The sequence below is a fragment of the Pseudomonas sp. NPDC087346 genome, assembly GCF_044744235.1.
Lineage (GTDB): Bacteria > Pseudomonadota > Gammaproteobacteria > Pseudomonadales > Pseudomonadaceae > Aquipseudomonas.
The window spans coordinates 19,343-42,765 of record NZ_JBIUXX010000008.1 but is presented as its reverse complement, the minus strand read 5'-3'; the positions used below and the strand labels follow the sequence as shown (position 1 = coordinate 42,765).

The 23,423-nt window shown below is 59.7% G+C and carries 22 protein-coding genes; 3 read left to right on the top strand and 19 right to left on the bottom strand.

The genetic code is table 11. From position 1 onward, the window contains the following. Positions 1–4: 4 nt before the first annotated feature. From ACIOZM_RS07000 to ACIOZM_RS06990, 3 genes are all read right to left on the bottom strand, one after another. Positions 5–979 carry a hypothetical protein gene (locus ACIOZM_RS07000; protein ID WP_401211148.1) on the bottom strand — a complete coding sequence of 325 codons (975 nt, stop codon included), beginning with the start codon at positions 977–979 and terminating at the stop codon, positions 5–7. Between the two features lie 158 nt (positions 980–1,137). Next, positions 1,138–1,617 carry a DUF934 domain-containing protein gene (locus ACIOZM_RS06995; protein WP_401211145.1) on the bottom strand — a complete coding sequence of 160 codons (480 nt, stop codon included), beginning with the start codon at positions 1,615–1,617 and terminating at the stop codon, positions 1,138–1,140. Next, positions 1,614–3,287 (bottom strand): nitrite/sulfite reductase, encoded by a 1,674-nt coding sequence (locus ACIOZM_RS06990; RefSeq protein WP_401211143.1) that lies wholly within the window; start codon positions 3,285–3,287, stop codon positions 1,614–1,616. Before ACIOZM_RS06990 ends, ACIOZM_RS06995 begins: the two co-directional genes overlap by 4 nt. A gap of 346 nt (positions 3,288–3,633) precedes the next feature. Between ACIOZM_RS06990 and ccoN the strand changes: the two genes are divergently transcribed. Continuing rightward, positions 3,634–5,061, top strand: a complete 1,428-nt coding sequence (gene ccoN / locus ACIOZM_RS06985; protein ID WP_401211140.1) for a cytochrome-c oxidase, cbb3-type subunit I — start codon at positions 3,634–3,636, stop codon at positions 5,059–5,061. A 15-nt stretch (positions 5,062–5,076) separates the two neighbouring features. Beyond that, positions 5,077–5,298, top strand: coding sequence for a cbb3-type cytochrome c oxidase subunit 3 (locus tag ACIOZM_RS06980; RefSeq protein WP_401211138.1), 222 nt, complete (start codon positions 5,077–5,079; stop codon positions 5,296–5,298). Between the two features lie 117 nt (positions 5,299–5,415). Here ACIOZM_RS06980 and ACIOZM_RS06975 read toward each other — a convergent pair whose 3' ends face one another. Further along, positions 5,416–5,907 (bottom strand): hypothetical protein, encoded by a 492-nt coding sequence (locus tag ACIOZM_RS06975; RefSeq protein ID WP_401211135.1) that lies wholly within the window; start codon positions 5,905–5,907, stop codon positions 5,416–5,418. A 174-nt stretch (positions 5,908–6,081) separates the two neighbouring features. On the opposite strand from ACIOZM_RS06975, the gene ACIOZM_RS06970 reads away from it, so the two are divergent. Continuing rightward, positions 6,082–6,774: an aspartate/glutamate racemase family protein gene (locus tag ACIOZM_RS06970; RefSeq protein WP_401211134.1), complete on the top strand. Its 693-nt coding sequence runs from the start codon at positions 6,082–6,084 to the stop codon at positions 6,772–6,774. Between the two features lies 1 nt (position 6,775). On the opposite strand, the gene ACIOZM_RS06965 is transcribed toward ACIOZM_RS06970, so the two are convergent. The 15 genes from ACIOZM_RS06965 to ACIOZM_RS06895 form a co-directional block, all read right to left on the bottom strand. Beyond that, entirely contained in the window at positions 6,776–7,294 is a 519-nt protein-coding gene (locus ACIOZM_RS06965) for a GNAT family N-acetyltransferase (protein ID WP_401211132.1), read from the bottom strand. Positions 7,295–7,467: 173 nt separating this feature from the next. After that, positions 7,468–8,448 (bottom strand): LysR substrate-binding domain-containing protein, encoded by a 981-nt coding sequence (locus tag ACIOZM_RS06960; protein ID WP_401211129.1) that lies wholly within the window; start codon positions 8,446–8,448, stop codon positions 7,468–7,470. 168 nt (positions 8,449–8,616) lie between these two features. Further along, positions 8,617–9,561, bottom strand: a complete 945-nt coding sequence (locus tag ACIOZM_RS06955) for a peptidylprolyl isomerase (protein ID WP_401211127.1) — start codon at positions 9,559–9,561, stop codon at positions 8,617–8,619. Beyond that, positions 9,558–10,031 (bottom strand): YbjN domain-containing protein, encoded by a 474-nt coding sequence (locus ACIOZM_RS06950; RefSeq protein WP_201226102.1) that lies wholly within the window; start codon positions 10,029–10,031, stop codon positions 9,558–9,560. Before ACIOZM_RS06950 ends, ACIOZM_RS06955 begins: the two co-directional genes overlap by 4 nt. Positions 10,032–10,048: 17 nt before the next feature. Continuing rightward, complete coding sequence (locus ACIOZM_RS06945) at positions 10,049–10,678, bottom strand: DNA repair protein (RefSeq protein WP_401211123.1); 630 nt, start codon at positions 10,676–10,678, stop codon at positions 10,049–10,051. A gap of 17 nt (positions 10,679–10,695) precedes the next feature. Next, entirely contained in the window at positions 10,696–12,393 is a 1,698-nt protein-coding gene (locus tag ACIOZM_RS06940; RefSeq protein WP_401211121.1) for a putative porin, read from the bottom strand. Positions 12,394–12,432: 39 nt separating this feature from the next. Next, positions 12,433–13,137: an energy transducer TonB gene (locus ACIOZM_RS06935; protein WP_401211119.1), complete on the bottom strand. Its 705-nt coding sequence runs from the start codon at positions 13,135–13,137 to the stop codon at positions 12,433–12,435. Between the two features lie 2 nt (positions 13,138–13,139). Further along, positions 13,140–13,565 carry an ExbD/TolR family protein gene (locus tag ACIOZM_RS06930; protein ID WP_401211117.1) on the bottom strand — a complete coding sequence of 142 codons (426 nt, stop codon included), beginning with the start codon at positions 13,563–13,565 and terminating at the stop codon, positions 13,140–13,142. A gap of 11 nt (positions 13,566–13,576) precedes the next feature. Next, positions 13,577–15,376 (bottom strand): DUF2341 domain-containing protein, encoded by a 1,800-nt coding sequence (locus ACIOZM_RS06925; protein WP_401211114.1) that lies wholly within the window; start codon positions 15,374–15,376, stop codon positions 13,577–13,579. Positions 15,377–15,388: 12 nt separating this feature from the next. Continuing rightward, a complete protein-coding gene (locus ACIOZM_RS06920) occupies positions 15,389–16,984 on the bottom strand; it encodes a ShlB/FhaC/HecB family hemolysin secretion/activation protein (protein ID WP_401211112.1) in 1,596 nt (531 codons plus the stop codon). A 53-nt stretch (positions 16,985–17,037) separates the two neighbouring features. Further along, complete coding sequence (locus ACIOZM_RS06915; protein WP_401211109.1) at positions 17,038–17,664, bottom strand: transposase; 627 nt, start codon at positions 17,662–17,664, stop codon at positions 17,038–17,040. Positions 17,665–17,938: 274 nt separating this feature from the next. Next, entirely contained in the window at positions 17,939–18,352 is a 414-nt protein-coding gene (locus tag ACIOZM_RS06910; protein ID WP_401211106.1) for a hypothetical protein, read from the bottom strand. A gap of 232 nt (positions 18,353–18,584) precedes the next feature. Then, positions 18,585–19,793 carry a DSD1 family PLP-dependent enzyme gene (locus tag ACIOZM_RS06905; protein WP_401211416.1) on the bottom strand — a complete coding sequence of 403 codons (1,209 nt, stop codon included), beginning with the start codon at positions 19,791–19,793 and terminating at the stop codon, positions 18,585–18,587. A 74-nt stretch (positions 19,794–19,867) separates the two neighbouring features. Then, positions 19,868–21,196 (bottom strand): D-arabinono-1,4-lactone oxidase, encoded by a 1,329-nt coding sequence (locus ACIOZM_RS06900; protein WP_401211414.1) that lies wholly within the window; start codon positions 21,194–21,196, stop codon positions 19,868–19,870. An 83-nt stretch (positions 21,197–21,279) separates the two neighbouring features. Next, positions 21,280–21,642: a c-type cytochrome gene (locus ACIOZM_RS06895; RefSeq protein ID WP_401211104.1), complete on the bottom strand. Its 363-nt coding sequence runs from the start codon at positions 21,640–21,642 to the stop codon at positions 21,280–21,282. Positions 21,643–23,423: the final 1,781 nt, after the last annotated feature.

Genomic DNA, 23,423 nt, shown 5'->3' with positions numbered 1-23,423 from the left:
CAATTCACCAGGAAGACGTCGCCCCGGTCTTCAACGCCATCTCTCGCCGACTGTTCGCACGCATCGCCTTGATCAGCGACACCGACCCCACCAGCAAGATCGCCGCACCGAACAGGAAGTCGATGTTGTAGAGCTGGAAGTCCTGCACCGGCCCCACCAGCAGCACCCGTGCCACGGCAATCGCCACCAGCGTCGCGAGGAAATCGATCCCCGGCTCATCCCGGTAGAACACCAGCAGCAACGGCAGGCAAATCACCAGCAGAAACAACAGCACCACGACCTTGAACGAGCCTTTGCGCTCGACGCTGAACGCGCATTCGTGGGGACCGTAGGCTTTGTAGTCTTCGTCGCGGATCATCGAGTTTTTCTCGTTGATGTAATCGACGCGGTTGTACTTCTGGATCGGCGTGAAGGTGTTGGACATCTCCATCAGCGTGGTGATGTTCTTGAAGCGCAGATCGATGCGCTCGCTACCCTTGAGGTAATACAGCACCGGTTTGTAACCGTAGCGGTAGGTGTCGAACGGAAACTCGGCAACCTGACCCTGAACACCAATCGGCCGTGGTTCCAGTTCGGCATAGGCGCTTTTGTTCGGCGATGCGAGGTTGCGGCTAAGCGGCTGAACCTTCACTTGTTCGAGGAAGATCGGCGTCACGCCGTACGACCACTGCAAGGGTTCCAGACGCAGGCGCAACTCGTTGCGACCGAGGTCGTAGCGGTTGAAGGTGCGTTCAGACACCAACAGCGAACCGCTGAGCATGAACTCGCCGCGCAGGTTGTTGGTGACGCGCAAGGTCAGTTGATCCTTGCCCAGCAACGCCGCTTCGCTGGACGGCGGAGTGCCGCACCAGGCCGTGCTTTCGCCGGCACCGCCGAGCTGACCGTCGCGGTTTTCCTTGAACACATAGAAGTAACTGGCCCACAGCGCCACCATCAATAGCAACGCGGTGAGACCCAAGATTTTTTTACCCACACTCACTGACCAGACTCCCTTCTTCGCTCCGTCGTCCAGCCGAAAACCCGCTGGCGTCGGGGACTTTACCAAAAGGCCATCAGTGACCCAAGGAAAAATCCCCGATTGGGCCGGGTTCTAGGGGTTTCCCTTGCATGTCATGGGATCTTTCGTGATGAGGGGCCTCAGCGTCGGCGGAATAATGGGCGCGGCTCGATGACTGAGCGGCCATACAACACGCTCATCCCCGCAAGCCCCTTGAGTGCGTCTTCGGCGGACTTGTCTTCGCGCACGGCAAAGCTGTCAAAACCGCACTGGCGCATATGGCTGAGCTGATCGCGCAGCACGTCGCCAATCGCCCGTAACTCCCCTGCCCAACCGAATCGGCTACGCAGCAGATAGGCCTGACTGTAGGCGCGGCCATCGCGAAAACTCGGGAAATCCAAAGCAATCAGCGGCAACGATGTCAGCCACGGCAGCAGACTTTCAACCTCATCGTCCGGCCCCAGCCATACCGCATCAGTCGAAGGCGATTCGAGCCAGTACGCCAGCGGCAAAATCAGCATCCCTACCGGTCTTGGCGACTCAGGCTCGCGCAGCAGCGTCCATGGATCATCCGCCACGATGCGCGCCACGCCCTCTTCCAGCCGCAGCAGATTATTCATGCCGAGACCTCCAGCACTTTCGGATAAACCCTTTCCTTGAATGGCTCCAGGCCGATGCGCGTCACCGTATCGACAAACAACTCCTCACTCTCGCGATAACGCACGAAGGTGCCGATGATCCGTTCGATCACCTGCGGCACCTCGGCTGCGCTGAACGACGGGCCGATGACCTTACCCAGCGCACTGTTCTTGCCTTGTGAGCCGCCGAGAGTGATCTGGTACCACTCGCTGCCGTTCTTATCGACGCCGAGAATGCCGATATTGCCAATATGGTGGTGGCCGCAGGCGTTCATACAACCGGAGATGTTCAGGCTGATATCGCCCAGGTCATGCAGGTAGTCGAGGTTGTCGAAACGTGCCTGAATCGCTTGGGCAATCGGGATCGACTTGGCATTGGCCAACGCGCAGAAATCGCCGCCCGGGCAGGCGATGATATCGGTCAGCAGGCCGACGTTGGCGCAACCCAGCCCTCGCTCGCTCGCCTCTTGCCACAGCGCATACAGCTCGGACTTGGGCACATCCGGCAGTACGATGTTTTGCTCATGGGCGATGCGAATCTCGCCAAAACCGAAGCGCTCCGACCACTCCGCAACCGCCATCATTTGCAAACCGGTCACGTCTCCCGGCGGTGAGGCCAGCCCCGGTTTGGTCGACAGCACCACGCTGGTGTAACCCGGTTTTTTGTGCGGCTGAACATTGCGCGCAACCCAGCGAGCGAAGGCCGGGCTCTCGGCCAGACGTGTGCCGAAGTCCAGATCAGTGTCAGCCAGGGTGTGATAGATCGGCGGCACAAACGCGCTGGCGACCCGTTGGTATTCGGTCTCGGTCAATTGCGCCGGGCCGTCCTTGAGGTGCTGCCATTCTTCTTCGACTTCCTTGGCAAACGCTTCGATGCCCAGAGCCTTGACCAGAATCTTGATCCGCGCCTTGTACTTGTTGTCGCGCCGGCCATGCCGGTTATACACGCGCAGCACTGCCTCGACGTAGGACAGCAAATGCTGCCACGGCAAGCCTTCACGGATCTGCAAACCGAGGATCGGCGTACGCCCAAGACCTCCGCCGACGATCACCCGCAGGAGCATTTGCCCATCGCGTCCCGGATAAAGGTAGAGGCCGATGTCATGCATCATGATCGCCGCACGGTCCTGCTTCGCCGAGCAAATGGCGATCTTGAATTTACGCGGCAGAAACAGAAATTCCGGGTTGATCGTCGACCACTGCCGCAGGATCTCCGCCAACGGACGCGGGTCGATCATTTCGTCCGCCGCGACCCCGGCAAAGGCTTCGGTAGTGATGTTGCGCACGCAGTTGCCGGAGGTCTGGATCGCATGCATGTTGACCTGCGCCAGGCGTTCGAGGATGTCCGGCACCTGGGCCAGTTCGATCCAGTTGAACTGCATGTTTTGTCGGGTGGTGAAGTGTCCATAACCGCGGTCGTAATCGCTGGCAATGCTCGCCAGCGTGCGCATCTGATCGGCGCTCAACGTGCCGTAAGGGATCGCGACGCGCAGCATGTACGCATGTTTTTGCATGTACAGGCCGTTTTGCAGACGCAGCGGCAGGAACTCTTCTTCGCTCAATTCCCCGGCCATGAAACGCTCGACCTGATCGCGAAACTGCGCAACGCGCTCGAAGACCAAGGCCCGGTCGTAATCGTCGTACTGGTACATCAGCCACCTCATCAGGATTGTGCGCAGGACAAAACTGTGGGAGCGAGCTTGCTCGCGAATGCGGTGTGTCAGTCAACTTTGATGTTTCCTGACACCCCGCATTCGCGAGCAAGCTCGCTCCCACAGGATTTTGTGACTATGCGACAACGGCGCAGCACGTTACAGATTCACCTGAAACGTTAAAAACCGTATCAGGGCGCGGCAGATGGCCGCAGGCAGCAGATAAATCTGATCCGCATAAATGAAATATTCCTGAGCCTGTTTTGTTTTCGGTGGGGTTCCTACAGTGCAGCCCATGCCAGACCGGGTGGCCTGGCAAGACTTTGCAACCGTGGATGAACTGACCATGAGTACAGCAACAATCGGACAGGCTTATAACTACAAGGTCGTCCGCCAATTCGTTATCGCGACGATTTTCTGGGGTGTCGTGGGCATGGCGATGGGGGTTCTGATCGCCTCGCAACTGGTGTGGCCCGAGATGAACCTCGACCTGCCATGGACCACGTTCGGTCGTTTGCGCCCGCTGCACACCAGCCTGGTGATTTTCGGTTTCGCCGGCAGTGCGCAATTCGCCGCCAGTTACTACGCGGTACAGCGCACCTGCCAGGTGCGGCTGTACTCGGACACCCTCGCCGCGTTCACTTTCTGGGGCTGGCAATCGGTGATCGTGATCATGCTGATCACCTTGCCGATGGGCTACACCACCACCAAGGAATACGCCGAGATCGAATTCTCCGGCGCGGTGTGGATGGCCGTGGTCTGGGTCGCGTACGCCGTGGTGTTTTTCACCACTGTGGTGCAACGCAAGACCAAACACATCTACGTCGGCAACTGGTTTTTCGGCGCGTTCATCGTGGTGATCGCCATGCTGCATGTGGTCAATCACCTGTCGATCCCGGTGGACTGGTTCAAGTCCTATCCGGTGTACGCCGGGGCGACCGATGCCATGGTGCAGTGGTGGTACGGCCACAACGCCGTGGGTTTCTTCCTGACCACCGGGTTCCTCGGGATGATGTATTACTTCGTGCCGAAACAGGTCAATCGCCCCGTGTACTCGTATCGGTTGTCGATCGTGCACTTCTGGGCGCTGATCACCCTGTACATCTGGGCCGGCCCGCATCACCTGCACTACACCGCGCTGCCGGACTGGGCGCAGTCACTGGGCATGGCGATGTCGCTGATCCTGCTGGCGCCAAGCTGGGGCGGGATGATCAACGGGATGATGACCTTGTCCGGTGCCTGGCATAAGTTGCGCACCGACCCGATTTTGCGCTTCCTGGTGCTGTCGCTGGCGTTCTACGGGATGTCGACGTTCGAAGGCCCGATGATGGCGATCAAGACCGTCAACGCCCTCTCCCACTACACCGACTGGACCATCGGCCACGTACACGCCGGCGCTCTTGGCTGGGTAGCGATGATCACGTTTGGCGCGACTTATCACATGGTGCCCAAAGTGTTTGGCCGCGAGCAGATGTACAGCACGCCGCTGATCAACCTGCACTTCTGGCTGGCAACTATCGGCACCGTGCTTTATATCGCTTCGATGTGGGTCAACGGCATCACCCAGGGCCTGATGTGGCGGGCGATCAACGAAGACGGCACGCTGACCTACTCGTTCGTCGAGGCGCTGCAGGCCAGTCATCCGGGGTTCATCGTGCGCTTTGCCGGCGGGGTGTTCTTCCTCACAGGCATGTTGCTGATGGCTTACAACGTATGGCGCACCGTGCGGGTTGCGGACGTCGCTATGGCCAGCCGTGAAGCACAGATCGCCTGAGGTAGGGAGCCGCTCATGTTCGATATTTTCTTGAATGTGTTGGGCGTGGTGTTTCTGTGGCTGGCGGTCGAGTACTGCCTGCGGCATGAGACATCGCAAAGCCTGGATGACGCGAGCATGGTGCCGTTTGCCGATGATCCGGAGGTGGCACGGCGGGTGGAGCTGGCGACGGGAAAAACTGTGAAGGCAGTTGCACCGGAGCAAGCCAAACGAGGCTGGATCAACCTCGATATGTAAAACCCCACACTCCCCATGTAGGAGCTGCGGCACGCTGCGATCTTTTGATCTTGTCTTTAAAAACAACGTCAAAAAATCGCAGCGTGCCGCAGCTCCTACCAAGGGACCGCGTTCAGGTCAGGCGCGATCTCGGGGGATCAGGCTCTGCAACTGCTGCGCCAGGAAATTCGCATCAAAGACAAACGTATCAGGATCTTTCAAACCATTGGTTTTGCGCCACTGCCACTCTCCGCCCGGTAGCCCGACCAGCGAAATGCTGCCATAACGCGCCGCCGTCAGGCCCATCACCGCCAGCGAGATCTGCCCGGCATTGCCCATCACATCCGGTACGAACTCCACCGGTTTTCCGGCGATCACAATGCTCAGTTTTTCGGTCTTGAAGGTCGAGGTTTCAACCGGCGCGCTCGGCCCGAACGCAACGTACGCTTCACGGCTGACCTCCAACAGATTCGGTGCCTGCACCGGTTCCAGCCATTGCTGAATATCGGCGAACAGCGCGGTAATCCGGGTCGCCCATGCTTGCGACTGGGTTTCGAACAATTGCTTCTTGTGCGCTTCACTCTCGGCGTAGTGACGAAGCATCTCGCCCAGCTGTTGTACGTCGTCCATAGCGGTATTCCCTGAAGGTACTGCGGACATCGAGCATGGCAGATGCAGGCGCCGGGCGTACGACTAAAAGCGCGAACGGTACTGACCTGGGTCACGGGCGGATTTATTGATAGATCGAACGGAGAAGCCACGCGATACTCCGGACAAAGCCCGCGACAGCAACAGGAGCAACGCATGCGTACCATCGGCCTAATCGGCGGCATGAGCTGGGAGTCCAGCGCCGAATACTATCGCCTGATCAACCAACAAGTGCGCGACCGCCTCGGGCCGCTGCGCTCGGCGCAAATCTTGATGTACAGCGTCGATTTCGGCCCGGTCGAACAGGCCCAGCACGCCGGGCGCTGGGACGATGCAGCGGCAATCCTGGTGGACGCCGCACGCAGGCTTGAAGCCGGTGGTGCCGAATGTGTGGTGCTGTGTACCAACACCATGCACAAAGTCGCCGCGCAGATTCAGGCAGCGATCAGCATTCCGTTTTTGCATATTGCCGAACCTGCCGCGCAGGCAGCGTTGGCGATTGATGCACGTACGGTCGGCCTGCTGGGCACCGCATTCACCATGGAGCAGGATTTTCTCAAGGAACGCTTGATCGCTCAGGGCCTGACGGTGCTGGTGCCGGACGACGCCGAGCGCAAGGACGTGCACCGGATCATCTACGACGAACTGTGTGTCGGGTTGATCAGCGAAGAATCACGAAAGATCTATCAACGAGTGATCGAATCCCTGACCGCACGTGGCGCGCAGGCGGTGATTCTGGGCTGCACGGAAATCGGCATGCTGGTCAAACCTGAGCACAGCGCTCTGCCCCTGCTCGACACCACCGAGCTGCATGCGCAGGCTGCGGTGGCGTTCGCTCTGGGCGACTGAATCAGGCGTTGGAGCGGTTGCGCAGACGGGCCATGCTCAGGGTGTCCACCCATTGCCCGTCACGCACCGCGTAGTCGCGAAACAGGCCTTCGGTCTCGAAACCGAACTTGCGATAGAGACCGATGGCCGCCTCGTTATCGGCGTACACGCTGAGTTCGACGCGATGCAGATTCATCCAGTTATCGGCAACATCCAGCGCCGCCGCCAACAGCTTCGAACCCACACCTTTGCCCTGCCAAGCCACCGCGACACCCATGCCGAGATTGCCCGCATGGCTACGGCGAACTCGCGAATAGGCCTCCAGACCCAGTTGGCCAATAACTACGCCCTGATGCAGCGCCACCAGTTTCAGCGCACGCTCATTGTCGGCCATCAATCTTTGCCGCCAGACTTCAGTGGACTGAAACGGCATCTGCAACACCTGCCGGGTCACGGCCGGGTCGTTGTAGAGTGCGGCAACGCCTTCAACATGGGTTTCACTGAAGCGTTCGAGATGAATGGCGGGGTCGTGGTCAGGCATGGCGATTCGTCCGTGATCGTTGTGTGGCCGCCCACTCTAAACCGCTGTCCATGCGTCTGGCGAGTATCAAATGTGGGAGCCAGCCTGCTGGCGATTGCGGTTTATCAGACGCAAATGATGTCGGAAAAGGTATCGTCATCGCTAGCAGGCTAGCTCCCACAGGGAAGATCGGGTCAGGTCTGAAACCATTCCTGGCGTTCGTTGAAGGTGCGGTGGATGAGTTCGGTCAGGGTCTGCACTTCGGCGATGTCCTGCGAATCGGTATTAACCGCCAGCCAGGCCTGTAGCTGCATCGGCTCATCGAACAAACCCGGCAACGCCACCAATCCCCGGTCATAGCGACTCATGTACGCCGGCAGCAACCCGATGCAAGCGCTGCAACGGATCATCTCCAGCATCAGCTCGTAGGACTGCATCTGCACCACCCCGGCCAGGCGTTGTTCGACGAGGTTGTTCCACGGACGAAAGCTGTCGATCTGCCGGTCGTGTTGCCATTGCACCAGCATGAAGTCGGCGAGGTCGTCAGGGGTGTCCGGGCGTGCAGTGACGCGGGAATAGCGTTTGGCGATGTGTGGCAGATAATCCAGACGCGCCAGTCGCTGCGGTTGGCTGGTGGCAAACGCCGGGCCGGGATTGGGAGTTTCACCGTGAGCCAGCCACAGTACGACGTCGGCACTGATGCTTTGCAGAGCCAGTTCACTGTCGAGGGCGATGATTTCCAGGCGCACGCTGGCATTGCGGCGCAACAGCGCGATCAGGTCGCGACCGAGGATGTCGTGCAGGATCGATTCGGCGACCGCCAAGCGAATCAGCGGTTGTTCGACCACCGGCAGTTTGCGTTCATGCGCCAGCGCGACCAGTTTTGCCTGCAATTGCTGACCTTCGCGGGTCAGGCTCAAGGCGCTACCCTGAAAGCTGAACAGCGCATGCTCCAGCTGTTGCTCCAGCAGCGCCAGTTGTTTGCGCAGCAAGGTCGAACGCACATTGAGGCTGCGCGCGGCCTGCATGAAACAGCCACAACGGGCGCTGACCAGAAAATATTGCGCCACCTCATCGTCGAGTGCGACGGCCTGCGCCAGCCAGGGTTCGGGCTTGTCTTGCGGCCAGCGGTAATCGGGATTGCCCGGTCGTCCTGCGGGTTCGGTGAATGACATCGATGACTCCCTGTCGATCTTTGTTGTTTGGTGGCTTCCAGCACTTTGAAAATCTTCTGAACCCAATGCAGAACCTGTGGGAGCTGGCTTGCCAGCGATGAGGCAGTCACGTTCAACTTATCTGCTGCCTGACACTCCGCTATCGCTGGCAAGCCAGCTCCCACAGGGTTATTTATTGGTTTCCAGGGCCTTGTTCAGTTCGGCACCGTCGATGCTCAGCGTTGCGGTAGTGAGCATGCCGTCCAGATACGCCTGGGCAATCTGTTCCTGACGCTGGCCGCGCAAGGCTTGCGTCAACTGATCGCGCAATTCATCGAGGGTCGCTGTGCGCGCCGGTTGTTGCTCAGTCAGTTTGATCACATGAAACCCGGCAGGACTTTGCAGCGGCTCCGAAACCGCCCCCACCTTCAGTCGCGCCACCGCGCCGCGCACTTGCGGCACCAACTGTTGCAACGGTTGCAGACCGCTATCGCCGCCACGCTCGGCTGTCACGCGATCCTGCGAATACTGGGTCGCCAATGCGGCAAACTCCCCCGGCGCCGCCTGCGCTTTCTTGCTCAGTTCGGTCGCTTGTTTGCGTACGGTTTCCAGACTCTGCGCATCCGGCACCGCCAAGAAAATCTGGCTGACCCGATACAGCGCCGGCGTCACCCAGTTGGATTTGCCGGCGTCATACGCCTGCTGCAAATCAGCCGCACCCGGATAGTCTGCTGGCACCTGACTGACCGACTGCAAATAATCGCGAAAGACAATCTGCTCGGTTGCCGCACGGGTCTGACGCAGCACTTCCGGGCGCTGCGCCCAACCTTGCGCGTCGGCCTGCTCCAGCACCGCTTTCTCCGCCAGACGTGCGCGAATCCAGCGCTCCAGCGCCTCACGATTGCTGCGTAGTTGCTCGCGGGTTTGCTCCGGCACCGTCGCCAGCAATGCCTGCAACTCTTCAGGCGAAACCTGCTGATTACCCAACCGCGCCACCGCCGGCCCCGCAGCAATCGTCGCCACCGACGATTGCTGGGCGGCGACCGGGTCATTACCCGGTCGCACCACCAGCTCCACGGTCACCACCAACAGCGCTACCGCGGCAGCGCTGATCACCATGGCAGGCTTTTTCACAGCGCGACTTCCTCTTGCTCGGTCACGGCGACTTTGGCCGTTTGTGCCGCTGCACCGTTCTGGGCGAAGTCGCGCAGATAGACGATGAATTCCTGCAACAAACGATCCCACAATTCGAGGTTGCCGCGCAGGTGATCGTTGCTGACGCCAGCTGCGACCACTACGTCCATTTCCATCACCAGAAACTCGCCCTGCAACGACAACCGCGCAAAACGCCGCGAAGCATTCCAGCGCTCGGCGACACCTTCAGGCAACTCGCCCTGCACCCGCAGTGCGCAACTGAACGTGAAATCAACGTAGCTGCCCTGCTCCACCGCCGGGTTGCCGAAACGCACGGCGTAACCGATGCCCTGACTGGCGCTGAGCAACTGCACGATGCCGTTCTGCTCGGTCTGATTGACGCGATAACCGGCCGCTTGCAGGACTTCGGTCAGGGATTGCGGGGAAACGTGGCTGATCAATTGAGTCATGACTTCTTCCTTGTTCATCAGTGTGCGAGCGCCGCTTGTGGCGCATCGAATTGGGTCTTGTAGAGGTCGTCGCCAAAACCCTGGGCCAGTTCGTCGAACTTGACCCGGGCGCTGCCCGCGAAGGGCTGGCGGATTTTCATCACCTCGGCCACATCGATGTTTTCGTAGGCGGTGAGAATCTCTTTGGCGACGCCGTACATCTGCTGATTCTTGACTGAACATTGCTGCACTTGTGTGTCACGTTCAGCCAATTGCGCCTGAAGCTTAGACCGTTCTGCCTCTTTGGCACGGGCCATCACCAACAGCTCGTCATAGGCCTTTTTGAACTTGCCGGTCTGCTCGTTGCTGGCCGCGACTTGCGCCTGAGCCTGGCTGTGCAGGCTTTGCTGCTGGCCCGCCAGTTGCTCGGCGGTGCCTTTGACCCTGGCCAGTTCGGCGGTCAATTGCTTGATCTGCGCCTGCGCAGCCTTGGCCTCGTTCTGCGCCGCCAGTTGCGCGGCGCTGGCCTGAGCCTGCTGACTTTGCAGGGCCTGCAACTGTTGCGTGGTGCTGCGCAACTGGGTGCGCAGGCGCTCTTCCATGCCTTCGGCGCTCGCCCCGGTGGCGATCAACATCCCGAGTCCCAGCAAAACAAAACGCGTTTTCATAAGCCTCTCCCGGCGCTTTAGAAGCGCGTGTTGATCTCAAGCTGCAAGACGTCGATGTCGAATGGTGCGCCGTACACCGCTTCGGTGCTCATCCAGCGACCGGTCGCGTAAACGTTCTTCGCCAGACCGTAGTTGCCGCCGAGGAAATAGCCCTTGGCGTTGGTGCCGCCGAGGTGGAACGAGGAGTCGTTGAAGCCGTCCGGCAAGGCATCCGGCTGGATGTATTTGTAGCCGGCGAACATATTCCAGTCGCCCTTGCGCTTGAGTTCCAGCGCGTTGCCGAGGGTGAACTGGACCATCCAGGCATTGGCGCCGCTTTCGATGTTGCCGTTACTGTCGAGGTTGTTGACGAGCTGGCCCTCGGCGCGTTTGCGCATATCGCCTTCGTCGTAACCAAGGTTGTGGATGTAGTTACCCTGACTGCGCAACTTGAAGTCTTCCGGCAGATCGGCGTCCCACACCAGGTTGAGGTCCAGCAGATTGAACTCCGAGGCGAGGCCGACGAATTGCGGCTGCGGCGTGGTCGTCGGGTTGAGCGGGTTCGGCGTGATGTCGCGCAACAGGAACACGCTGTTGCCCTTCTGCATGAACGCCACACGCGAGCCATCGCTGTCGCAACCCGGCGCGCCGGCCCACGGTTCGCAAGGACTGGAACGCTGGCCCTGAATGTCGTCGAAACGGTAATAGGCCAACGCACCCTTCAAGCGGTTGTTGCTGTTGATCGCCCATTTGGCGCCGATCTGCGCGCCGTACAGCCACTTGTTGTCGCTTTCTTCCTTGTCGAAGCCGTTGCTGCTGGCAGTGTCGTTGGTGTAATCCACCGGGAACGCGCCGACCGTACCGAACACGCCCCAATCACGATTGAGCTTGTGGTCGAAAATGGCTGCCACACCGTCGAAGTTCAGGTCGTTGGAATAGAGCATGTCGGTGGACATGAACGGGTTGGCGAAGCGGCCACCGGTCAAGGTCAGCTCATCCGTTGGTTTCCAGTTCAGGTAACCCTGATCGAGCCAGATGTCTTTCTTGGCAAAGCCGCCGCCGAGGTTCTGCGTGGTCGACACCGGGTTGTTGTCGGAACCGGTGCCGATGCGAATGCCGGCGGTCCATTCAGGCGCGATTTCCGCTTTCATGCCCAGGCGAGCGCGCAGGCGGAACAGATTTGTGCGGTCTTCGCGGGTGTTGAGCAACGGCGGCAGACTGGTGCTGCTGTTGGGGTTTACGTCGTACGGGCCATTGTTGTTGAGCTTGGCGAAGTCGACGATCTCGTTGCTGTTGCTGTCCGAGTAGTAGCGCGATTCGTCACGCAGGCGAATGTCTCCATCGAAGCTGATGCGCGAGGCCCAATCGGGAAAGGTATTGGGCGCCGCCCAGTTTTCCTGCTTGGCGGTGGCCATGACTTCAGCTTTGACTTGATCGCGGATCTGGTCGCGCACCGCTGCCGGCACGTATTGCACGCGCACATCACCCGGCGCCGCGACCGGCCCGGCCGCGACGGCGGTGGATGCGGCGGACTGTTTGGCTTGTGCCGCCTCATTCTGCGCCTGAGCGATCAGCGCGTCGGCCTTGTCCTGTTTCAAAATGCCCTGCTCGACCAGCAAGCGGATCAGATTGATCGTGGCGTTCTCCGAGGGCGCAGGCGCTGCCGCGGCCTGACCGACGAGGGTCGCGATGACCATGCCGACCGCCAGGGACAATCGATTCACGTTGGAAATCATCTGCACACAACTCCTTTTGGCAAAATCTGAAAAATGCGGTTAACCCGGACGCCGCCCTTGCAGGGACAGGCGCACAGGCAAAGTCATGGAGGCCGGAGGCCGTTCGCTTAAATGCGGCGCAGCACGCAACGCGGCCAGCACCTGGGTATCGATCTCGGGATTGCCGCTGGACTTGATCAGCTCGACGCGGGTGATCTCGCCGACACTGCTCAGCCACACATCGGCCTGTAGCGAAAACGCCAGGTTGCGCAGGTCAGGGTTCTCCCGCAGCAAGCGCTGAAAAGTGAACGCAAGAAACTGGCTGTAAGTGCCGGTACCCAAGCGCCCGCCTCCGGCACCGGCCATGCCGCCGCCCTTGCCCGCGCCGATGTTGAAAGCGTCGTTGCCGCTCTGCGCGTCGCCGTCCATTTGCATCGGGTTGGCCAGATCGTCCGCCGGGGATGGCGGTGCCTCTTCTTCAGGCTTGACCTCTTGCGGCTCCGGCGTCGGTTCCGGTTCGACGATTTTTTCTTCCACCGGGGTTTCCGGCTCTGGCGGTTTTTCCGGCGGCGGAGGTGGCGGTGGCGGCAACGGAATGATCGTCGGCACCTTCGGCGCTTCACGGCGCACGCCGCTCATGTCGTTGGCCCACTGCCACAGAAACCAGGCCGCGAGCGCGCCGATCAGCAACCCGGCGCCCCACTTCACAAAGCGCAGCGGTGACTGTCTGACCGGCACTGGCTCGACTGGAAGTTGTGCAGTCATGGTCAGCCCTGCGTCGGTTTGCCGGTCACCAGACCGACTTGAGACAGTTCGAGCCGGCGCAACAGATCCAGCACCTCAATCACTTTCTGGTACTGCACCGTCGCGTCGCCGCGCACGATCACCGGGAAATCCGGACTCTGCGCTTTATCGATGCGCAGGCGTTCTTCAAGTTCGGCAAGCGTCACCGGGTAGGCATCGAGGAACACTTGGCCGCCGTCATTGACCGAAATCGCCTTGGTCTTGGCCTCGGACAACGACACCGAAGCGCTGGCCTTGGGCAGGTTGATCTGGATGCCGGAGACCTGCGCGGTGGCGGTGAGGATGAACATCACCAGCACTACCATCAGCACGTCCACCAGTGGCGTGATGTTGATGCTGTCCACCGCTGCATCTTCGTCATCGTCGTGGGAGGTATTTACGGACGCCATGTCAGTGCTCCTCAGGCCGGTACGGAGTGGTTGGCATGGTGGCCGCGCTGGTGCGACGACTCACTGAACTGGCTCTCGCCGTGCATCTCCGCCAGACGGGTGATGAACTCGTCGACGAACACGCGCATGTCGGCGCTGACTTCCTTGTTACGGGTGATCAGGCGGTTGTAGCCAAACAGCGCCGGGATCGCGACGAACAGGCCCATGGCGGTGGCGAGCAACGCGGCGGCCATGCCCGGAGCGATTGCGTTGATGTTGACGTCACCGGCCATCGCGGTGCCCAAAAACACCACCATGATCCCCAGCACGGTGCCGAGCAGGCCGATGTACGGGCCACCCGCGATGGCGTTGGACAGGGTCGAGAGTTTCGAACTGAGCTGCTGATTTTCCCGGGTACGCACGCCGTCCATCGAGCAACGAATCGCTTCGATGGTTGCGGCGGAAACCGAAGAGGTATCAGCGCCCTGCTCGCGGCGGGTGCGGATTTCCTTCACCGCCACCGAATACAGGCGCCACAGCGGCGAATACTGCAAACGCTGAGCGAGTTGCGTGTCGTCGGCGAACATTTCCAGGCGTGTGCCAACCTTGGCGAACTGCACCCGGAAATCTTCGTTGGCCTTACTGACACGACTGAGCGTGCGGTTCTTGCGCAGCATGATGACCCACGACTGGAACATCATCAGCACCAGCACCGCGATGATCACCCAGGCGTCCACCGGCACTGCGTTAAGCAGAAAACCGAGGCTGCCGAAACCGTAACCGGACTGTTCTTCGTCGACGCCGTAAGCCACCAGTTTCGATTCGGCGCCCTGCGAAGTTGCGTCGGCCAGCAACAGCGGTGCCGGGCGTGCAACCTTCGACAGGCGCAATTCGTCGATGGAGCCGGCAAACGGCTGGAATGGGCTTTCGTGCAGGTCGGCGCCAATCGCCATGACCGAGTTGAATGCCGGCATGGCCACTGCCAGCGTGGCGCTTTCACGACCGGCGACATACAACGTGACCTTGTTGCCTTCAGCGGTCAGTGCCAGATGCTGCCATTGCCCGGGATTCAACGGTTGGGTGGCGACGGCGCGCTGGCCATCGATTTCCACGAACGGTACGCCTTGATTGACGCCGACCAGCAAGCTGTTGGCGCCTTCGCGGCGGGCCAGAATCAGTTGCTCGCCATTCGCCTGATCCAGACGCAGCCAGGCACTGAAGGTGAACGCGCTGCCAGCGTTGTGTTGCAACGAAGGGCTGGCGGGTAGCAGCAACGGCTGACCGCTGAACTGCAAGGCTTTGCCGACCACACCTTCAATCGCCGCGCCAGTCGCACTTTGCGCGGTGTTGCCATAGGCGGTGGTGTCTTTGGCCGGGGTGCCGGTGGCGCCGTCGAAGTGATACAGCGCGGTGTAATTCGGGTCGAACGTCAGTTGGCCGTTGCCGGTCGCCGGGGCTTTCTGGTTGCCGTAATACATCCAGATGTCTTGACGCTGGCCGCCCTCGACATTCGGCACATCCACCCAGATCAGCGCCATGCCCATCAGCGCATCGAAGCTTTCGATCTGGTGGTTGAGCACGGTTTTGTCATCGGCGGCGACAAAGCGCAGGTCCGCGCCGTCCTCTTTCACACCATCAAAGGTGAAGTTGCCAGTGTGCAGGCGCACCAGCAATGCGGTGCGGCCCAGGGGCTGATTGATTCCGGCGCCTTGTGGCGTGGTGTCGACGGAGATCTGTTTGCGGTAATGCCAGTCGTCCTGCCACCAGGCCTGAGCCGTGGCCGGGAGCACGAAGCCCAGGCAGATCAACAACGAAAGGAAGAGGCGCTGCATGTACGTGCTCCTTTAAAAAGTGGCTTGAAGGTTGAAGTGCAGGCGCGATTCCTGCTTCGAGGTGTTCGGCCCTTCGAGTAGCGGGTAGCCCCAGTCGAGACTGCCGGACAGCCATTTACTAAGGCTGGCGCGGGTGCCGAGGCCAACACTGGCCAGAGCGTAATTGGCGTCCTGATCCGGCAGTTCGTCGCGCAGATACAGTTGCGCGCCTTCGGCAAAGGCGTAGAAACGCCAGTCCTGCATCCAGCTGCCGGCGTACTTGGCCAGCGATGGCGTGCGCACTTCCTGACTCAGCAACAAGCCGTCATCACCTGTGCGTTCGGCCGCCAGATAGCCGCGTACCGAAGTCGCGCCGCCGGCGGAAAACTGTTCGTTGGAAACCAGTGGCCCGGACGCCAGTTGGAACGCGGCTTTGCTCGCGCTCTGCCAGTCGCTGTCGAAGGTCCAGGTGTAATTGCTGTCGCCCTTGAGCACGGCGAAACTCGGGTTGGCGCGGTAGCGTTTGTAGTCGAAGTCTTCGTCGGAACTGCCGTAACCGAAGATGCTGCGCGTTGCAGCGACCAGACTCAGGCCGAGGCCGAGCTGGCTCTTTTCGCTGTAGCGAAAGCCGTTGTAGGCGAAGGTGAACGGCGCGTACTTGAGCGGGACCTTGTCGCTCTCGCCGGACAGGGTCAGGCGCTCGTCGAAGTCCTTGAAGTCGATACCTGCCGACAGCGAGTTCGACCAGTTGCCGCTGGACGGAATCGTGTAAATCGCCGAAACCCCGTAGGAATGCCCCTTGCCCAACACGTTGCTGCCGCCGATGGTCGCGACGTTGCTGTCGGACTGGTAACCGGAGAACTGCACGCTCCAGCGATCGGTCAGCGGCGCAGTGTAGGAACCCGACCAGACCTTGGCGTTGTCGGTGTCTTGCGGCGCGGTAAAGAAGGTCAGATTGACGCTGTGCCCAAGCTGCCAAAGGTTGTTGTAGCCAAGGCTGGTGACGGCGCGCAGCTTTTCGGTGTCGGCGCTGTAGTCGTTGTTGAGGCCGACGCTGGCAGTCCACGGATTCTGGTCTTCGACCTGCAAATCGACGTCCATGGTGCCGGGGCGCTGACCTTCGCGAACCAGCGGCATGACCTGGCGGCCCGGGGTCTTGTTCAGTTGCGCCAGCTCACCCTGAACCTTGGCGAAGTCCGGCACCTCGCCTTCCTTCAATGCCGGGACCTCGTCGCGGATGTCCAGCGGCGAATAGTGTTTGGCGCCGACCACACGCACCCGACCGACCTTGGTTTCGCTGACTTGCAGGTAGACGATGCCGTCAGCGACCGCTTGCTCCGGCAGTTCGACGAACACCGATTGATAGCCGCGTGCCTGATAGACCTTCTGCAAGGCGTCTCGCGCGCCTTCGATATCATTCATGCCTTTTTGCGGGCCGAGAAACGGGTACACCGCCTCTTCAATGGCGCGCGCATCGAGCACGGTGTTACCGCGCACGAAGTATTCGTTGACGTCCACCAGACGCTGCGTCGCTGCGGTTTCGGCCTCTTCGGCCAATGCCGGCTGCGCGCCCGCCGTCACCAGCAGCCAGCCCCACAGCGCCAGCCGTGACGTGAAAATATGCTCCACACTACCCCCTGAATTCGCGATGACCTGTTGGCGCACTGCGCCGGTTTTTTGCGTCAATTGCTGGCTGTCGATGGTTGGTTTTCGAGGCAGCCGGCGTGCTTGCCCAGCCAGGTGTGCAGCAACGCGAAGTTCAAGGAGAACTCGGGCATTTGCAGCAAGGCACCGCAGAACACTTCGCCGATGATTTTTTGAATCAACTGCACCGCCTGCGGGTTATTCAGCAGCGTGGCGATGTCGCGACTGAGGACGTTGTAACTCCAGACTTTCTGATTCAGGCCCAGGCCGACGAACCAGCGAAACAGCAGGTTGTAATTGAGCTGTTCAAACAGTTGCTGCTCACTGGGCACTGAATACAGAAGCTGCAACAGCAGGATGTGCATCACCGTTTGCGCAGGGATCAGCATGCCGGGCTCGGCATTGAGGTCGCGCAGGAGGTCGCGGTGGTCGTCGAGCAAATCGTCGATCTGCGGGCGCAGCAATACCAGCGAGTGGCCCGGCGGAATGTAGCTGGAGACCTCTTTCAAGGCGCCTTGCCAATCGTCCTGCGAGACGATCCACACCCACGGCGCGCCATAGCGATAGACCGAAACCGGCTTCTTGCGCGCGGCTTCAACGATCTTCGACAGGCGCTGATCGAGTTCCTGCATGCCCACTTTCGAGTAGCGTTCCATAGTCCCCATTGCCTCACTCCCGGCGTCCCGCCTCGGCTTGTGAAAAGCGCCCCGAAAGGCCCCTCAAGCGCGTTACATAGGCATGACCGGACTGGCGATGTGCTACCGAACTTTTGTCATGAAAGCTTCATGTAAGATTAAGCGAGGATTGAACTGTGACGCTGGGTCGGGTGCAATACGAGGGTGTTGGTGTAGGCGCCGTCCGGTAATTTGGAAATTGTCCGAACTGACGCCTGTTAGAACAAAACGACATAGCAACCAAAACAAGCTTTAACAACGGTAACTAGTCGTTTTTCAAATCAAAAGAACCTTCAACTTTTAACACAGATGGACCAGAGGGTTCGCCGATATTCCTCATTTCCATGTTGAAGTTCCCTTGAGTTCGCTCAGGTGAATCTACGTACGTTACTTCTACAGAACCGGATACAGGAACATATTCATAACTGTGAATTTCCGAGTAATCCAGAAGTTTGGTACCCTCTAAATCTTGAGCTTTGTAGGTTCCTGAAACCCTTTTCGGGAAAACCAACCGAAAATACTTTTTCGGCTCCATGTTTCCACCCCGCCCCTCGGCAACAGAAACCTCGAACCCATAACCGGCAGTTTTAAAGGAGATAGTGTCAGCTCTCAGAGCTCCACCAGGATCAGTTTTTACTTTAAAAGTACCTTCAGTATTAACTTTCGCGTTACTTGCCATTAGCCTAGTCCTTTTTGTATAGATTGCATCTATCAATCAAACTTGAAAGAGCCCATTGACAGCGTGCAATACATCCAATTGACAGAGACGTATATCACGACATCAATGCATGTTTTACGCTTACCAGAATTACTCCGTCTACTGTCAGACCTGACAGTAGACAAAGAGGTAACTTGGGCTTCGCGCTGGGCATTTATTATGGAATGACTTAATTGATCGTAAAGATTAAGCCTCAGGAGTAAACCGGCCAGGTATCGACGATTTTGCCGCCGCGCACCGCCAGCAAGTCGCCAAATTGCAGGAGTACCGCTTCGGTCTGGGTCGGGCGCAGGAAGACCTGATCTTCGATGGTCAGGCCAACGGCATTCGAGCCGTTGACCATTTCCTGATTCGAGCTGCGGCCATACACCCCGTTGCTCTGCAACCCCGGCGGCGATTCGAACTCGGCCATCCAGTTGCCGCCGTAGATGAAAAACGTCTGGCGTTGATTGGTGTCCCACCACGAAAACAGCTTCGACTTGTCATCCAGCGCCGGAATATTCACCGCGCCCGTGCTCTTCAATACCGGTGTGGCGATGTAGGTCGCGGGAACGTGGTCGACCAGCGACGGCAGGTCATAGTGAGTCGGCTTGAGCATCGCCGTGCCCACCGAGACTTCCGTGCTCAGTTTTTCGTTTTCATGCATCCGATAGCTCGGGCTACCCGCCGTGTTCAGGCACAAGCCTTCGTGCCACAAACCCGGAAACTGCTGGCGGGTGAAGTCGACGCAGCGCTGATAAATCACCATCACTTTGCCGAACAGCTCTTCGGGCGAACCGAGAATCCCCGGCACGCCCATGCCCACGAACGGGTCGTAACCCATGAACCCGGCGAACTCCAGATGCTGCGGGTTGGCGCCGATCAGCGTGAGCATCTGCCCCAGCACCTGTAAATCAATGACGCCACCGCGATGCAGGCCGACATCCAGCTCGATGTTGACCCGCATCCGCGTGTTCAACCCATGAGCCAGCGCCAGGTATTGCTGCAAACGCTCGGGACCGTCGAGCAGCCATTGCAGCTGTTTCGTCGGATCGAACGGGCCTTTGTGGGTTTGGTAGAAAAGTTCCGCAGATCGAACCGGCAGCGGCTTGCCGAGCAAGATGTCGGATTGCGGATAAACCTGCGCATCGTGATTGAGAAACGGCTGGTGAAACGACATCAAACGCTGTGTCCCGGCACGCTGGCCGATGTAACTGAGCAGCCCCGGCGCCGGCAGGGACTTCTCCACCAGCCGCAGATGCTTGCCGCCGCGTTTGACCGACTGCACCACAACGTCGATGTTGCGATCGAGGCGATCCAGATCGATCAGCAGCACCGGGCGCATCGGCCCGTGCTCCTTCAGTTCGCGATTCAGCGCCCGGAAATAATCACTGTACGGCCCACCGCGATCACCCGGTCGCAGCCACGCGCCAACCCCCGCCAGCAAGACTCCGACACCCAGTGTGCCGAGCATGAAATTGCGTCGATTGACCGCCATCAGTTCACCCCCAGAATCGATGCCAGATGCGCATTCAAAAACTTGCCGCTGGGGTCGAGCGCCTGGCGCACATCGACAAATTCGCGCCAGCGCGGGTACAGCGGTTGCAGGTTTTTCGCGTTCAGCGTGTGCAACTTGCCCCAGTGCGGCCGGCCGTTGTACTTCCAGAAGATTGGCTCGACGGCAGCGAAAAAGTTGTGGTGATCCATTTGGTAATGCTGATGCACCGAGATCGAACAGGTATCGCGGCCCTCGAACATGCTCAGCGGAATATCGTCAGCCTTGACGTAGCGGTATTCGATGGGAAACCAGGTGCGCAGATCCTTGTCGCGGATCAGCTTAAGAATTTCACGCAGGCACGCCGGCCCGTGTTCCGCTGGCACCGAATATTCCATCTCGTTGAAACGTACGGTGCGCACGTTGGCGTAGATGTCGAAAGAGTCGCCAACGCGGTCATCGAAATTCGCCAGATGGCGCAGGCTGTTGAGCAAAGAACTGCGTAGGTCAGGGAAATCACTGCCGTATTTGTCGATCTTTTCGATCAGGGTCACGAACTCGTTGCCACCCTCCTCTTCAGGCGGAATCGGCGGTGTGGCCGGGTCCTCGGTTTCGTTGAGGGCGATGGACAAGGCGTAGTCGGAATGGGTGACGACGAGCATTTCCCAGTGCTGGTTTTCGCGGGTGTTTTTGTCGATGTCTTCGAGCAGTTCTTCGGTCTTGGCGATCCACTGACGCTCACGCAGACGATAGGCCGGGCGGTTTTGCAGGCGGATCTTGGTCGCCACGCCGAGAGCACCGAGGGAGACGCGGGCCGCGTTGAACACTTCTGGATGGCGCTGGCTGTCGCAGTCCAGCACTTCGCCGCTGGCGGTCACCAGTTGCATGCCGCAGACTAGGGCGGAATAGGACTGGAAGGTTTTGCCGGTGCCGTGGGTCGAAGTCGAGATTGCGCCGGCGAGGGTTTGGTAATCGATGTCGGCCATGTTTTGCAGGGCTTGGCCGACGTCTTTCAGCGGTACGCCCATTCGCGACATCGGTGTGCCAGCGGCAAATTCGGCTTGCAGGGTTTTCGGGTCGTGGTCGAGCAGCCCGGTGAAATAGCTCAGCGACAGCAGCGTGCCGTCGGTAGGCACCAATGCGCTGAATGAATGCGCCGAACCGACCGGACGGATTTTGCCTTCGGCCTGGCGGATAACCTGGGTCAATTCATCGAGGTCCTTCGGCGCCAACCGTGCCGCTGGCAGGCAGCTCTGCGCGCCCGACCAGTTGCGCCACGGAATCAGCCGAGGCGCTCGCATCAATTGGCCCAACGCCGGGTTACTCGCCAGCGCGCTGAATGCGCCGACGATACTGGCCCGTTGCAACAACTGACGCCGTGTCAGATCCATCGTCATGCAAGCACCTGTTGTTTTTATTGTGGGAGGGGTTGGTCGGCCATGAAGCCGATCAGTTGCAGGAATTGCTCTTCGGAGCACTCCACGCACTGGCCCATCGGCGGCATGCCGTTGTAGCCGTTGATGGCGTGGTCGAGCAGCGTGTCGGTGCCCTGCTGGATGCGCGGTTCCCAGGCCTTGCGATCACCGGTCAGCGGTGCGTTGGCAGCGGGATTGGCGTGACAGAGCTGGCAACTGTTGGCGTAGATCTGCGCCAGTGCCGGGTCTTCAGGAACGGCATGGCTGGCGTTGCTGTTGGCGGCCGCCGGTTTGGCTTCGTCGCCACAACCGGGCAACGCCATGGCCAATGCCAGCAGTAAAGAGATTCGGATGGCCCGCATAACAATCCTCGCGTGGGATGCCGCTTATTGTTGTGATCACACAGTAAGGCAGCGACGGCAGAGGCTTGAGGGCATTGCAGGCCAGTGAAGGGGGCATCCGGGGACAGTTCAAGAACCTGTCACACCACAAAACCTGTGGGAGCTGGCCTGCCAGCGATAGCGGAGTGACAGGCGCCAGATGTATCGACTGTGACGACGCCTTCGTGGGCAAGCCCGTTCCCACAGTGTCTGCGGTGAGGCACAAATCGGTAAGCAACCACAAAATCCTGTGGGAGATGGCTTGCCAGCGATAGCGGTGTGTCAGGCACCAGATGTATCGACTGAGACGACGCCTTCGCGGGCAAGCCCGCTCCCACAGTGTCTGCGGTGAGGCACAAATCGGTAAGCAACCACAAAATCCTGTGGGAGCTGGCCTGCCAGCGATAGCGGTGGGTCAGGCGCCAGATGTATCGACTGAGACGACGCATTCGCGGGCAAGCCCGCTCCCACAGTGTCTGCGGTGAGGCACAAATCTGTAAGCAACCCAAGCTCCTGTGGGAGCTGGCCTGCCAGCGATAGCGGAGTGACAGGCGCCAGATGTATCGGCTGAGACGACGCCTTCGCGGGCAAGCCCGCTCCCACAGTGTCTGCGGTGAGGCACAAATCGGTAAGCAACCCAGAATCCTGTGGGAGCTGGCCTGCCAGCGATAGCTGTGTGTCAGGCGCCAGATGTATCGAGTGAGACGACGCCTTCGCGGGCAAGCCCGCTCCCACAGTGTCTGCGGTGAGGCACAAATCTGTGAGCAACCCAAAATCCTGTGGGAGCTGGCCTGCCAGCGATAGCGGTGGGTCAGGCGCCAGATGTATCGAGTGAGACGACGCCTTCGCGGGCAAGCCCGCTCCCACAGTGTCTGCGGTGAGGCACAAATCGGTAAGCAACCCAAATCCTGTGGGAGCTGGCCTGCCAGCGATAGTGGTGTGACAGGCACCAGATATATCGACTGATACGACGCCTTCGCGGGCAAGCCAGCTCCCACAGTGTCTGCGGTGAGGCACAAATCTGTGAGCAACCCAAAATCCTGTGGGAGCTGGCCTGCCAGCGATAGCGGTGGGTCAGGCGCCAGATGTATCGAGTGAGACGACGCCTTCGCGGGCAAGCCCGCTCCCACAGTGTCTGCGGTGAGGCACAAATCGGTAAGCAACCCAAATCCTGTGGGAGCTGGCCTGCCAGCGATAGTGGTGTGACAGGCACCAGATATATCGACTGATACGACGCCTTCGCGGGCAAGCCAGCTCCCACAGTGTCTGCGGTGAGGCACAAATCTGTGAGCAACCCAAAATCCTGTGGGAGCTGGCCTGCCAGCGATAGCGGTGGGTCAGGCGCCAGATGTATCGACTGAGACGACGCCTTCGCGGGCAAGCCCGCTCCCACAGTGTCTGCGGTGAGGCACAAATCTGTAAGCAACCCAAGCTCCTGTGGGAGCTGGCCTGCCAGCGATAGCGGAGTGACATGCGCCTGATGTATCGGCTGAGACGACGCCTTCGTGGGCAAGCCCGTTCCCACAGTGTCTGCGGTGAGGCACAAATCGGTAAGCAACCCAAAATCCTGTGGGAGCTGGCTTGCCAGCGATAGCGGTGGGTCAGTTGCCGGATTTATTGACTGATGCGACGCCTTCGCGGGCAAGCCCGCTCCCACAGTGTCTGCGGTGAGGCACAAATCTGTAAGCAACCACAAAATCCTGTGGGAGCTGGCCTGCCAGCGATAGCGGAGTGACAGGCGTCAGATGTATCGACTAAGACGA